Origin of the sequence: Paraburkholderia hiiakae, from assembly GCF_904848665.1 — a bacterium.
In the GTDB taxonomy this organism is placed as follows: Bacteria; Pseudomonadota; Gammaproteobacteria; order Burkholderiales; family Burkholderiaceae; genus Paraburkholderia; species Paraburkholderia hiiakae.
This window is the reverse complement of sequence record NZ_CAJHCQ010000004.1, coordinates 371,304-384,212: the sequence shown is the minus strand read 5'-3', so window position 1 is coordinate 384,212 and position 12,909 is coordinate 371,304. Positions and strand designations below refer to the sequence as shown.

Here is a 12,909-nt window from a genome sequence, read left to right as displayed (position 1 = left end):
TTGCATACGGATATCGTGACAGTCGGTCTGAGCAGTGCGTCTACCCTTTCGTTTCACCACTCCCAAAATCCGCTTGACCCGACTACCGTAGTCACCTTCACGATCGATATTCTGTTCAACGAATATCGTGTCGAAACACATGGAAACGACCCGGCATCTCACCGACAAGGCCTTCCTCGAAGCCTTCCTCACTTGCCAGTTGCCACCGGCTGCGTTCAATCATCGCAATCATCTGCGCGTCACGTGGATTCACTTGCAGCGTTACCCGCTGGAAGAAGCCATTGAGCGAACCTGTGCCGGTATTGCGCAATACGCCGCTCATCTCGGCGCACCAGATCGATACCACCGTACAATGACCGAAGCGCTGATCCGGCTCATGGCGCATGCCGGCGCGTCGAATCCAGCGCATTCGTTCGAGGGATTTCTCGCCCATGCACCGGTGTTCACCGGCGATTGCCGCGCGCTTGTCGCCGAACACTACTCACCCGAATTGCTGGCCCGGTCCGAAGCGCGTTGTGGCTTTCTCTCACCCGACAGACTTCCCTTGCCGTCATGACACGCACTAGTTTCACGCTAGGACGACTGGCACGCGAGGCAGGACTCTCGCGCTCCTCGCTCCTGCACTACGAAGCGCTCGGCTTGCTGATGCCGAGCGCACGCAGCACGGCAGGCTACCGGCTCTACGACGAGGCACAACACGAGCGCCTGCGCGCGATCTGCGCCTACCGGGCCGCGGGACTGCCGTTGGCCGCAATACGCGACATACTCGCGCGCGAGGGCAACGCCGCCGCACAGATCCTCGAAACGCATTTGATGGGATTGACGGCGGAAATCGCGCGTCTCAAAGAACGTCAGAGGGTCATTGCAACGTTGCTCGCGCAACCATCGTTTCGCCGGCGTGGCAAGCACCGTGGCAAGGACGCGTGGGTTGCGATGCTGCGTTGCGCTGGCTTCGATGAGGCAGAGATGGACAGATGGCACGCCGCGTTCGAGGCAGAAAACCCCGACTCGCACGCCGCGTTTCTGGCTTCGCTCGGGCTGACGCGCGAAGAGGTGAAAGCAATCCGCCGGCGCGCGAAACTCACAGGCAACCCGGCCATCGGCCTTGCAGGCTCGTAAAGGTCATTGACCGCCAAAGCCGGAAATGTGCGCCACCGCACGTTCTCGCGCGACTCCGGTGCACGTCGTTGTGCTTGCCCGCCTACTCTGCAGCAACCGGCTTCCCCTTCCAATTTTCCAGCCAGGAGGCTTTCATCCCATGCACGAGACAAGCGGTATGGTTCGCGCGTTTATCGAGGAAGTTCTCAATCAAGGGCAGATCGACGCCGCGGACCGGTTCTTCTGGGAAGACATGGTCGAGCAGGTGCCGTTCCCCGGGCAGGGTCCCGGTATCGAGGGCCTCAAGGATGTCGTGCGTGGCTTGCGGGCTGCGTTCCCGGACATGCATTGGCGCGTCGAGGAACAACTCACCGAGGGTGACCGCGTGCTAACCCGCTTCGAGTGGACGGGCACGCACAAGGGAGTGTTCCTCGGCGTGGACGCTACGGGGCGCTCCGTTAAGGTATGGGGCATGGTCATCGACCGCTTTCAGGACGACAGGATCAAGGAAACCCGCCTCATCATGGACACGCTCGGGTTGATGGTTCAGCTAGGCGCGGTTCGTCCACCGGGCCAATGAAGCCGCGAAAACCGGGATGGCCCTGCGACTGAGCGCAGGTGCCATAACCCAACATACAGTCATCCGCGCTCGCTACAGCGACTGCATGCACGCCTCATGCAGCACGTTGAGCCTGCGCACCGGGTCCGCCACGTAAGGATTGCTCTCGTCCCACGCGTAGCCCGCGAGCACTGAGCTAATCATCCGACGGATCGAGGGCGTCTGGCGCGGGTAGTAGATGATGTCCTGCAGTTCGCCCGTGTACCAGCGCTCGACGAACGCGCGGAACGTGTCGATCCCCTTGCGCAGCGGCACGTCGTATTCAGCCTGCCAGTCCACCGCCTCGCCGCCGAGCGCGCGCTCGAGCACCTTCACGGCCAGATGCGCCGAACGCAGCGCAATCGTGACGCCCGAAGAAAACACCGGATCGAGAAACTCGCCGGCGTTGCCGAGCAGCGCGAAGCCTGGCCCATGCAAGCGTTCGACGTTGGCCGAATAGCCGCCGATCTGGTTCACGGGCATGAGAAACGGCGCGTCGCCGATCAGGCGGTTCAGGGTCGGCTCCTCGCGAATGAGCGTGCGCAGCCGCGCCTCACGTTGCGCTTGGGGCACGTCGAGGAAGGCGGCTTCGGCGACACAGCCAACCGACGAGCGACCGCCCGCGAGCGGGATCATCCAGAACCATACGTCGCGGTGCTCGGGGTGGGTCGCGACGCAAATCTTGTTGCGATCGAAGGCGTCCAGCGCCAGGCCGTCGCGCACATGACTGAAGATCGCGGCACGCGTGGGCAGACCGGTCGGCGCCTCCAGATTCAGGAGGCGCGGCAGCACGCGGCCAAAGCCGCTCGCGTCGAGCACGAAACGCGCGTGCACTTCATAGCGCGTCTCATTTTCGTCGACGACTTCCAGCATTGGCGTGTCGCCCGTGCGCATCGCGACCACGGTGTGACCGAAGCGCACTTCAGCGCCCTGCTGCGCGGCACAGTCGATCAGCAACTCGTCGAATTTCGCACGCTCCACCTGGTAAGTCGTGCCCCAGCCCGCCGAATGCTTGTCACGAAAGTCGTAAGACGTCGCCCGATCGCGCCATACGAAATGCGCGCCGTTCTTGTACTGAAAGCCGGCTTCCACTACCGCCTGCAACATGCCGGCCTCTTCGAGGTACGCCATGCTTTGCGGCAGGAGGCTCTCGCCAATCGAAAAGCGAGGGAAATGCTGGCGCTCCAGCACAAGCACCGAACGCCCGGCCTTTCGCAGTAAGGCTGCCGCCACCGCGCCCGAAGGGCCCGCGCCGATGATCGCCACGTCGACGGCTTCGCGTCGCGCGGATGGGGTCATAACTGCTTCTCCAGTGCTCTCTGCCATAGTTCTATCCCTTCTGTGCGTCTTGTTACGTCCTGTTACTTCGCGCATGTCCAATGCAAGCGTACTGCGCTGCGTGATGCCGTGATTTTGACATCCCTCGCACCGCCTTTGCATTTACGACGCCCATTTTCGCGTGCGCGGTCCTTCTTCAAGGTCGATAAAATATATCGGTATCCGAATTAAACTGACGTGAGTCACGCCACTTGAATTGGATTCCTTATTAATTTCATGACAACCTGAGTGTAGTCGACCCGTAGGCGCAATACGGGTTACGTGGTCACGCGACGGTGGCTTGCGGGATAAGAGACGGTTTCCAGACGCGCGACTTTAACCTGGCGCTCGAAACCCAAAGGAAGGATTTGATGTGAGTGCCCCTCCCGCGCGAACGACGGCTGCGGGAGGGAGAGCGAGAGGCTGTTAGAACACGCCCGAGATCACTCGTACGAGACCGCTACGCAGCGGCGTGACCGCGTCGTTGAAGTCGAGGTTCACCTTGTTTGCGACGCTCATCACACGCGTTTGATAGGTGCGGTAGTCCGTATCCTCGGCGTAGGTCACGGTCGTGCCGCCGCTGTTGCCTTGGTGCAGGTTGTGCATCGAGCTTTCGTGGCTCTTCGTGCCGCTGCGCTGGCGCTCCCTGATCTGCACATCCGTGATGGCGGTGAAATACACGTCCTTCACCGCCGAATTGGCGACCATTTCGATCAGGCCGCCCGCGAGGCCCGCGCCGAGAATCGCACCGCCGCTGCGGGCCCCCATGCCCACTGCAGCGCCCGCCGCCAGGAACGCGCTGCCGAGCGGCGCGCCGTACCCGCCGAACGCCATATGCGCCGCCGACTCCGACACCTTGCCCACTTGCAGGATGTTCGCCTGGAGGATGTACTGCGCCTTTTCCGGGTCGGTGACAACGTGGTAACCCTTGGCCGCGATGGCCGACGTGACGTCCGCCGCAATGTCGAAGTCCGGCTTGTCGGACGTATTGCGCACCTGTACGAAGATGGTTTTCTTCGATTCGGCCATCGGGTCAAGGAAGATGGTATCGGACAGCTTCGTCTGAACATCCAGATCGCGCTTCTCGATGGCGAGTTGGGTGGCGGCGCACCCCGAGAGCAGGCTGGTCGAGCCCATGGCCGCCAAGGATGCGGCGACAAATATTGTTTTAGCGTAGCGCTTCATTGCTTTTTTTCTCCGTATGCCGTCTCAGTGGGCATGTGGTGTGGTTTTGTTGGTTTTGCACGGCATTCTTCTTATCGGCACGGCTTACAAAAAATTAAGGGTTTATTAAACGAGTGCCGAATGCCGGGAATCGGAGAAACGATCGCTTCGTTATCAACGCTGCAATAACCACCACTTTGTTGTGCGCGCAAACGTTTAACTTCAACAATAGCGTTTTCAATCGGCGCAAATAAACCACGCGCCGGGTTGATTCACATGGACAGTGGGACGGACAGTTCAGATTCAAAACGCATACCTGAACAGGAGGAACACCTCAACGAAGCCAGCCTTGCGACGGCGAAAGTGCTCCCGCAACGTGCGGCTCAACGGCGGAAAGCAAGCGCCGAAATACTTTGAGACGATTTGTTACGCATCGACAGCCCCATTTAAATCAATAATTTAGATGGTCGACACATGCGCGCGACGCTGCCAAGCCGATGTTCGCGCGCGATACGGGCTACGATGGGCCCTATCCCCAGCCTCCAATAATCCGAGCCCCTATTCTTCCAGTCGCCCTTTCATGCTTTCCCTTTCCACCATCGGGCTGATGGTCTCGGGCTGCGCGATCGTGCTGCTCATGCCGGGGCCAACCAACACCCTGCTCGCCGCCGCCGGTTTGAGGCAGGGTGTGCGGCGCTGCGCGCATCTGACCGCCGCCGAACTGGCCGGCTACCTGGTGTCGATTACCCTTTGGGGGCTTTGCTTCACCCATGCGTCGCATTCGCTGAGCTGGCTGCCAAACGTTCTGCGCGTGGCCAGCAGCCTTTATCTCGCGTGGCTCGCCTTGCGTCTTTGGTTCACGGCAAACTCGATCGAAACGTCGGCAAAGGGTGTGGTCAGTGCGCGCACGCTGTTCAGCGCCACGGTGCTCAATCCCAAGGCCATTTTGTTCGCCGGTTCGATTTTTCCACCCGCGGCATTCGCGAGCGTCATGACGTGGCTCCAGGCCATGGCGATCTTCGCGGTCTTGCTGATCCCCATTGGCCTGACGTGGATCGCCATCGGCGCCGCGCCGCGCAATGGGCGTGCGCCGTTCATTCGTCCGGCGCTCTTCCAGCGTTGTGCGTCCGTCGTGGTGGGCGCTTTTTCCGTGTCGCTCATGTGGGCGCTCGCCCACTAACGCCATCGCGTCATGCCCAGGCTCAAGCCACCTGTGGAGGAACGAGTTCGGCGACGCTGAGCCAGCGGCTGCCGGCCGCTCCAGCAAGGCGCTGCAGCGCCTCGGCTTCGTGCATGGCGCACTCCACCGGAAAAGACTTCGCTGCGTAAGCGGCAAGCCAGAGCGTCCGCATCACGCCATCCGTGAACGTGACGTACGGCACAGCGGCGCTCGCCGGGCAGCTGACTTCCGCAAGCGGCACGGGGTCGTGCTCGCCGAAACTGAAACCCTCGGCGGCCAGTTCGAAGCGCGGGTCCGCTCGCCATGTCTGCGGATTGCCATTTGCCAACCCAGCGTGCTCGCCGCGTGGCTCGTCCCGCCATAGTCTGAACAGGCGCGCGCAGTCCACTTCGACCACGGCCCGTTCCTCGTTGCCGTAGTTCGAGCGGCTCACCGACAGATACACGTCGGCGACCGATGTATGCACGCGAAAAAGCGCGACACGCTGCCCGTTCCACGCGCCTGTCTGCAGACCCAGGTAACTCTCCATCTCCGCTCCAGATTAGCCGCAGCCCTATGCTTGCCGGAGAAAAAAACGGGGGATAGCAGGAATGCGACAGCCATCAGGGCAAAAGCGATCTTCTTCGAGTTGGCGGTGGTTTGGCGCTGGTTTGGCGCTGCGTTGGCGTTTTCATTCTCGCGATACAGCGCGTGGGTTCTATGTGCCGCGAGCCGATTGGTGGCTTACTTGCGCCATCACGCCAGCGCCCCCGCACGACCTGCAGGTTGCACCGGGCGCATCACGACACGAGGAGAACGCGCATGCCCACCGAAGACCCGCAGCACCGCTACGTGCTCACGCTGTCCTGCCCCGCCGCCGCGGGGCAGGTTGCCGCGGTCGCCGGCTTTCTCGACGCGCACCGCGGCTATATCGACGAACTCACGGTGTTCGACGACGACATCAGCACGCGCTTTTTCCTGCGCTGCGTCTTTCACGAGGTGGTGCAGGCCGGCGCGGGCGAGCGCTTCGATCTCGCGGCCCTGCGCGACGAGTTCGCGAGCGTCGGCCGCAAGCACGAGATGACCTGGGCCATCCACGATCTGCGGGTGCGTCCCAAAGTCCTCATCATGGTCTCCAGGCTCGAGCACTGTCTCGCCGACCTGCTGTTTCGCTGGCGCATGGGCGAGTTGCAAATGGACATTGCGGGCATTGCCTCGAATCACCGCGATTTCGAGCCGCTCGCAAAGCAGCACGATTTGCCGTTTCACTATCTTCCCGTCACGCCGCAAACGCGCCGCGAACAGGAGGCCGCGATCCTCGACCTGTTCGACTCGACCGGTTCGGAGCTACTGATTCTTGCGCGCTACATGCAGATTCTTTCCGACGAAGCGAGCCAGAAACTGGCTGGCCGCGCCATCAACATCCACCATTCTTTCCTTCCTGGCTTCAAGGGCGCGCGCCCTTATCACCAGGCGCACGTGCGCGGCGTCAAGCTGATCGGCGCGACGGCGCACTTCGTCACCGACGATCTCGACGAAGGCCCGATCATCGAGCAGGAAGTGCAGCGGGTCGACCACTCGCTGAACCCCGAGCGTCTACTGGCCGTCGGGCGCGATGTCGAATGCGTGACGCTCGCGCGTGCCGTGCGGGTATTTCTCGAGCGCCGGGTCTTCATCAACGACGGGCGCACCGTCGTGCTGTGAGCGCACGCATGGGCGTGGGCGTTCATGCCGCCGCATTGCCGTGGCGGCGCTGCGCCTGCGCCACCAGCGCCGCGTACGGGCGCTCGCTCATCTTGCTGGCCACCTGTTGCGCGTAGTCGTGATGCCGCTGTTCAAGCGCCGCGCCCACGCAGCGCGCCTGCAGATAGCGCAGCAGCCCGATACGCCCGTGCCCGCGCGTCATGCTGTGCTCCAGCAGCGCGAGCGCGGCTTGCGCGTCGCCGTGACAGGCGCGTTTGTTGAGTTCGACGGTTTCGCTGCGCGGCATGAAGGCAGGCCTCGTGAATAGGTTCGGCGTGGGCGCGTGCCCACTAGCGAGTTGACCAAAGCTGCGGCGCTGCCGCTAGAACGAACACGCCAAGGCGCCGGAACCGCCCCGTCACGCGGCGGTGTATCCGATCAACCTCCCGCCGATTTCGCTTTTGCGACGATCGATGGCGGAAAACGACAAGCGCCCAGGGGCCATATCGGGGATGCTTGCCTGAAACCGCCTCCCCGCTCTCCTGTGCCTCCATGTCCGACACACTCGCCACCGCCGTTTCCTTCGACGCCGCTCCCAAGGAGCGGATCCGTTTCGGCATCGTGCTGCTGCCGAACTTCACGCTGACCGCGTTCTCCGGTTTCGTCGACATGCTGCGTCTGTCCGCCGATGAAGGCGACTACAGCAAGCCGGTGCGCTGCTCGTGGCGCGTAATCGGCGAAACGCTCGCCCCCGTGCGTGCGAGTTGCGGCATTCAGATCGCGCCATGGGAGACCTTTGCCGACGCCGAGCCGGTCGACTATCTCGTGGTCGTGGGCGGACTGCTCCACTCCGGCCCGCACGCGAGCGAAGCCACGCTGCAGTACATCCGCCGCGCAGCCAGCGGCGAGACGACGGTGGTCGGGATCTGCACGGGCGTGTTCGCACTCATGCGCGCCGGCGTGCTGGACGGCCATCGTATTTGCGTGAGCTGGTTCCACTATTGGGACTTCATCGAGCGCTTCCCCAATGTCAATGCCGACGCGATCGTCGCCGACCGCCTGTTCGCGATCGACCGCCGTCGCATTACGTGCTCGGGCGGGCGCGCATCGATCGACGTCGCCGCCGCCATTTTGCTGCGCCACTTCGACCACGCGACCGTGCAGAAGGCGCTGCGCATTCTGCTGGTCGGCGAGATGCAAAAGGGCAATGCGCCCCAGCCTCACCCGCCTGGCCTCGAACCCGCCACGCACCCGAAGGTCAAGCGCGCCGTGCTGTTGATGGAGCAGCAGGTTGGCCGCAATGTGCCGCTGGAAGAACTGGCCTGCAAGCTGAACCTCTCGCCGCGGCAGCTCGAACGGCTCTTCAAGGCGGAAACGGGCAAGAGCCCGCGCGCGTTCGCCAACGTCCTGCGCCTGCGCACCGCGGCCTGGCTACTCACGAGTTCAGACCGCACCGTCGCCGATATTGCTTCGAGTTGCGGCTTTTCTGACGCCTCGCATCTTGGCCGCGAGTTTCGCAAGCAGTTCGGCGTGCCGCCTGTCATGTTCCGTGCGCAGCGCAGCGGGCAGGATGCCACGCAGTTGGCGGACCTCGATGCGCTGTTGCGCAACGACGTTGCACTGGCCGAACCGGACGCCGATGGCATGGTCATCAACGCTTCGTTACACTAACTTCTTATTCCGCCCCGCGCCGCTCATGGCTCGGCGCATGTCCGAACTGCACCCGGTACGCCTTGCTGAAATGGCACGGTGAATTGAACCCGCAAATTGCCGTCACGCGCGAGATCGAGGTATCGGTCGTGCGCAGGAGTTCACGCGCGCGCTTCAGGCGCAGCGTGAGGTAGTAGTGGGTTGGCGAGACGTTCAGATACGCCTTGAACATCCGCTGCAAGTGCCGTTGCGAAAGCCGCACGAGGCGCGCCAGCTCCTCTAGCGAGAGCGGCTCCTTGATATTCGCCTCCATCAGCCTCACGACCTCGACCAATTCGGCGCGCGAAAAGCCCACGCGCGCATCCACGGGGATGGGCTGCAGATCGCTCGAGCCGCGAATCCGTTCGAGGATGAACTGTTCGGACACCTTGGCAGCAAGACTTTGCCCAAGGCGCGCGCCAATGAGTTCGAGCATCAAGTCGAGCGGCGCGGTGCCGCCCGTGCAGGTGAGGCGATCGCGATCGACGACGAACAGCTCATCGGCGAAGCGCACGCGCGGAAACTCTTCGTGCAGGACCGTGAGATCTTCCCAATGCACGGCGCAGCGATAACCGTCCAGCAGCCCGCTCGCCATCAGCGCGTAAGCGCCGGTGCAGATGCCGCCAAGCGGTACGCCCTGCTGCGCCACCATGGCGAGCGTCGCGCGCACGCCTTCGCTCATGATCTCGCGAATGCGAATGCCGCCGCACACGATCAGCACGTCGGGCAGGCACGCCGGGTCGAGCGCCTGCGCGGGGCGCACCGTGATACCGTTGCTTGCGCGGGCCGGTGCGCCGTCGAGCGAGTAGATCGACCAGCGGTAATGGTCAGCGCGCCCCACGTAGTTCGCCATGCGCAGAACCTCGACCGCGCTGGAAAACGCGATCATCGAAAAGTTCTGCAACGTCAGGAAACCGAAATGCCTGAGGGACGATGCCGTGCGCGTTTCGGGCTCGGGCACGGCGATGTCGGTCGTCACATTGCGCTCCTCGGGAACAGCGGTTGATCGTGTTATTTCGACTGTTACGCCTCGACGACTGCGGGCCGTACGCGCATCAGATGCTTGAGCCCCGAGAACAAGGGTGCTTTCACAGCGCCCGGTGCACGGCCAAAGCTTTCGGTGATGCGGTCGAGAATGATGGCGAGCAGGACGACGGAAAGTCCGCTTTCGAAACCCAGGCCAATATCCAGCCGCTGAATGCTCGCGAGCACATCGTTGCCAAGACCGCCCGCGCCCACCATCGAAGCGATGATGACCATGGAAAGCGCCATCATGATGGTCTGGTTCACGCCCTGCATGATGGACGGCAGCGCATTCGGGAACTGCACCTTGTACAGCAACTGCCACGGCGTGCAGCCGAACGCCTGCCCGGCTTCCACGATCTCGCGGTTCACGTGCTTGATGCCGAGGCTCGTGAGCCGCACGGCGGGCGGCATGGCGAAAATCACGGTAGAGAGAATGCCGGGCACGCGGCCAAGGCCGAACAGCATCGCGGCGGGAATCAGATAGACGAAGGCCGGCATGGTCTGCATCAGGTCGAGAATGGGTCGCACGATGGTGTGCACGACCTTGCTCTTCGCCGTCCAGATACCGAGCGGGATGCCGATCACGAGGCTGATCACCGTTGACGAGAGCGTGAGGCCGAGCGTCACGACGGTCTGATCCCAGAAGCCGGTGGCGTAGATCAGCAATAGCGAGCACGTCGCGAAGATGGCGAAGCGCCAGCCCACGCGCCACAGGCCGATTGCAATGAAGAACGCCATGAGCGCCCACATGGGGATGGCCTGCAAGCTGTGCTCGACGAGTGCGGCGAAGCCCTCGATTGCCCGGCCGACGGCATCGAAGCTGTTGGCGTCGTGGTCGAGCAGATAGTGAACCGACTGATCGACCCACTGGCCGACGGGAATGATCTCAGACATGGGCACCTCGATTGCGCGTAATGACCTTCAGAACGGCGGCCTGATCGATGGAGCCGCAGTAACGGCCCTCGTCGTCGACCACGGGCAGCGCCGTCGTGTTCGCGCACACGCGCGTAACGACGTGCTCCAGCGGCATGCCCAGTGTGATGCATTCGACTTTCTTGAGCGATGGCTGCGCGGCGCCGATCGCATCGCGCGTGACGAAACCGCTGATGCGCCGCTGCCCGTCCAGCACGAAAGCGTATTCGGCACTGCCGTTGAGCGACGAAGCCACGCTCTTCGCGTCAAGCGAGCGAATGAGCGGCACGGCTTCGCGCTGCATGAGATCGCCCGCCGTGAGATACCGGCTCGTGTCCACGCCGTCAAAGAACGCGCGCACATAATCATCGGCAGGATTGCTGATGATTTCCTGCGGCGTGCCAATCTGCACGATGCGTCCGCCTTCCATGATCGCGATTCGGCTGCCGATGCGCAGCGCCTCCTCGAGGTCGTGCGAGACGAACATGATCGTGCGGCGCTGCTCCTTTTGCAGTTGCAGCAGCACGTTCTGCATTTCCTTGCGCTTGAGCGGATCGAGCGCGGAGAACGCTTCGTCCATGATCATGAGCGAAGGATTCACCGCGAGCGCGCGGGCGAGACCGACACGCTGCTGCATGCCGCCCGAAAGCTCGGCGGGCAGCTTCTGCGCGAATGCCGCGAGGCCGACCTGCTCCAGCACGGTGAGCGCGCGCCGCTCGCGCTCCTTGCGGCCCACGCCCGCCACTTCCAGGCCGAACGCGGCGTTCGCAAGCACGCTGCGCTGCGGCATGAGCGCGAACGACTGGAACACCATGCTCATATCGGTGCGGCGCAGCGAGACCAGCTCCGAGCGCCGCACGGCGGCGATATCGCGCCCGTCGATGACGACCTTGCCGGCGGTGGGCTCCACGAGCCGGTTGATGAGCCGGATCAGCGTGGACTTGCCCGAGCCGGAAAGCCCCATCAGCACGAAAATCTCGCCCTCGTGCACCTCGAACGAGGCATTGTTCACGCCGAGCACATAGCCGGTCCTCGCGAACAGCTCGTCTTTCGTTGCGCCCTTCGCAAGCAGCTCACGTGCAAGCTTCGGGTTGGGCCCGAACACCTTGCATAATCCATCGACCACGATCTTGGGGGATTTCATCGACTGCGTCTCCTCGAACGGCAGGCGCCGGCCCGCACGGTATGTCTACATGGTTGCCAGAAAAAACCCTGCCGGGATGGCGTATTGCGACAGACGCTTACGCAAAAGCGACACGGCGGCGCATCAGGATAATCACGTGCTGCATGTGCACAATCGCACCGCGCGCGCTCCCCAACGGGCACGGGTCTGGCGGGGCCGCGGCGGGCCCCCTGCCGTTTTATTGCTGACGACTACTGCGTGGCCGCCCAGGCATTCACGCGCTCGCCATGCGCGGCGATCCACGTGTCGGCGGCGGCGTCGGGCTTCTCGCCGTTCTGGATCGCGAGCATCACGCTGTCGATCTCACCCGGCTTCCACTGGAAGTTCTTCAGGAACGCCACCACCTGCGGAGCCTTCTTCTCAAGCTCAGGGTTGGCGACGTTGTCCACGTGCTCGGCGGCGCCGTACACGTTCTTCGGATCGTCGAGGAAGCGCAGCTTGTACTTGGCGAACATCCAGTGCGGGGTCCAGCCCGTGACGATCACGGGCTTTTTCGAACCCACGTCGCGCGCCAGTTCGGCCGTCATCGCGCTGCCCGAACTAGGCATCACGCTGTAGCTGAGGTCGTATTGCTTGACCGCCTCGTCGGTCTTGCGCATCACGCCCGCGCCCGCATCGATGCCGACGATGCGCCCGCCGAACGCCGACTTGTCCGCGTTGAGATCGGCAATGCTCTTCGCGCTCACGTAGTCAGGCACCACGAGGCCGATCTTCGCGCCCGGGAAGTTCGTGCCGAGGTCGACCACCTTGTCCTTGAATTGCGCCCAGTACGCGCCCTGTGTGACGGGCAGCCAGGCGGAAAGCGTCGCGTCGAGGTCGCCGCGCGCCACGCCCTGCCACATGATGCCGGCGGCAACGGGCACGAGCTGCACCGGATAGCCATAGCGCTTCTCGATGATGCGCGCGGCCACGTTCGAAGTCGCTACGCTGTCGTCCCAGCCTTCGACATAACCGATCTTCAAGGTCGGCTTGCCGTCGGCAAACGCCGGGGCGCTCATGCTCACCATCGCCGATAACACACCGGTCCAAAAGAGTTTTCCAGCCCGCTTCATGGTCGATCTCCTGTGATATGGGCAAGCG

General features: G+C 63.1%; 13 protein-coding genes and 1 pseudogene. 6 read left to right on the top strand and 8 right to left on the bottom strand.

The genetic code is table 11. From position 1 onward, the window contains the following. Positions 1–139: 139 nt before the first annotated feature. From JMY28_RS10955 to JMY28_RS10945, 3 genes are all read left to right on the top strand, one after another. Positions 140–556 carry a hypothetical protein gene (locus JMY28_RS10955; protein WP_201695909.1) on the top strand — a complete coding sequence of 139 codons (417 nt, stop codon included), beginning with the start codon at positions 140–142 and terminating at the stop codon, positions 554–556. Further along, complete coding sequence (locus JMY28_RS10950) at positions 553–1,119, top strand: MerR family transcriptional regulator (RefSeq protein WP_201695908.1); 567 nt, start codon at positions 553–555, stop codon at positions 1,117–1,119. The genes JMY28_RS10955 and JMY28_RS10950 overlap by 4 nt, the downstream gene beginning before the upstream one ends. A gap of 139 nt (positions 1,120–1,258) precedes the next feature. Then, complete coding sequence (locus tag JMY28_RS10945) at positions 1,259–1,678, top strand: ester cyclase (protein ID WP_201695907.1); 420 nt, start codon at positions 1,259–1,261, stop codon at positions 1,676–1,678. Between the two features lie 72 nt (positions 1,679–1,750). Here the strand turns inward: JMY28_RS10945 and JMY28_RS10940 are convergent, their stop codons facing one another. Both JMY28_RS10940 and JMY28_RS10935 read right to left on the bottom strand, forming a co-directional pair. Beyond that, positions 1,751–2,995, bottom strand: a complete 1,245-nt coding sequence (locus JMY28_RS10940) for an NAD(P)/FAD-dependent oxidoreductase (protein WP_236596790.1) — start codon at positions 2,993–2,995, stop codon at positions 1,751–1,753. A 444-nt stretch (positions 2,996–3,439) separates the two neighbouring features. After that, the gene (locus JMY28_RS10935; protein WP_201695905.1) at positions 3,440–4,198 is read right to left on the bottom strand and encodes a complement resistance protein TraT; all 759 of its coding nucleotides are present in this window, start codon (positions 4,196–4,198) and stop codon (positions 3,440–3,442) included. A 559-nt stretch (positions 4,199–4,757) separates the two neighbouring features. Here JMY28_RS10935 and JMY28_RS10930 point away from each other — a divergent pair. Next, entirely contained in the window at positions 4,758–5,357 is a 600-nt protein-coding gene (locus tag JMY28_RS10930) for a LysE family translocator (RefSeq protein WP_201695904.1), read from the top strand. A 22-nt stretch (positions 5,358–5,379) separates the two neighbouring features. On the opposite strand, the gene JMY28_RS10925 is transcribed toward JMY28_RS10930, so the two are convergent. Then, positions 5,380–5,886 carry a plasmid fertility inhibition factor family protein gene (locus JMY28_RS10925; RefSeq protein ID WP_201695903.1) on the bottom strand — a complete coding sequence of 169 codons (507 nt, stop codon included), beginning with the start codon at positions 5,884–5,886 and terminating at the stop codon, positions 5,380–5,382. 272 nt (positions 5,887–6,158) lie between these two features. Between JMY28_RS10925 and purU the strand changes: the two genes are divergently transcribed. Further along, positions 6,159–7,040, top strand: coding sequence for a formyltetrahydrofolate deformylase (purU, locus tag JMY28_RS10920; RefSeq protein WP_201695902.1), 882 nt, complete (start codon positions 6,159–6,161; stop codon positions 7,038–7,040). Between the two features lie 22 nt (positions 7,041–7,062). Here the strand turns inward: purU and JMY28_RS10915 are convergent, their stop codons facing one another. Next, positions 7,063–7,326, bottom strand: coding sequence for a hypothetical protein (locus JMY28_RS10915; protein WP_201695901.1), 264 nt, complete (start codon positions 7,324–7,326; stop codon positions 7,063–7,065). 245 nt (positions 7,327–7,571) lie between these two features. On the opposite strand from JMY28_RS10915, the gene JMY28_RS10910 reads away from it, so the two are divergent. Next, complete coding sequence (locus JMY28_RS10910) at positions 7,572–8,690, top strand: GlxA family transcriptional regulator (protein WP_201695900.1); 1,119 nt, start codon at positions 7,572–7,574, stop codon at positions 8,688–8,690. Positions 8,691–8,694: 4 nt separating this feature from the next. On the opposite strand, the gene JMY28_RS10905 is transcribed toward JMY28_RS10910, so the two are convergent. From JMY28_RS10905 to JMY28_RS10890, 4 genes and pseudogenes are all read right to left on the bottom strand, one after another. Then, the gene (locus tag JMY28_RS10905) at positions 8,695–9,687 is read right to left on the bottom strand and encodes a GlxA family transcriptional regulator (RefSeq protein ID WP_236596789.1); all 993 of its coding nucleotides are present in this window, start codon (positions 9,685–9,687) and stop codon (positions 8,695–8,697) included. A gap of 44 nt (positions 9,688–9,731) precedes the next feature. Then, positions 9,732–10,628 carry a choline ABC transporter permease subunit gene (choW, locus tag JMY28_RS10900; protein ID WP_201695899.1) on the bottom strand — a complete coding sequence of 299 codons (897 nt, stop codon included), beginning with the start codon at positions 10,626–10,628 and terminating at the stop codon, positions 9,732–9,734. Beyond that, positions 10,621–12,020 (bottom strand): annotated as a pseudogene (locus tag JMY28_RS10895) (quaternary amine ABC transporter ATP-binding protein); the annotation flags it as partial. The gene choW and the pseudogene JMY28_RS10895, both read right to left, overlap by 8 nt. After that, positions 12,021–12,881: a glycine betaine ABC transporter substrate-binding protein gene (locus JMY28_RS10890; protein ID WP_201695897.1), complete on the bottom strand. Its 861-nt coding sequence runs from the start codon at positions 12,879–12,881 to the stop codon at positions 12,021–12,023. Between the last annotated feature and the right edge of the window lie 28 nt (positions 12,882–12,909).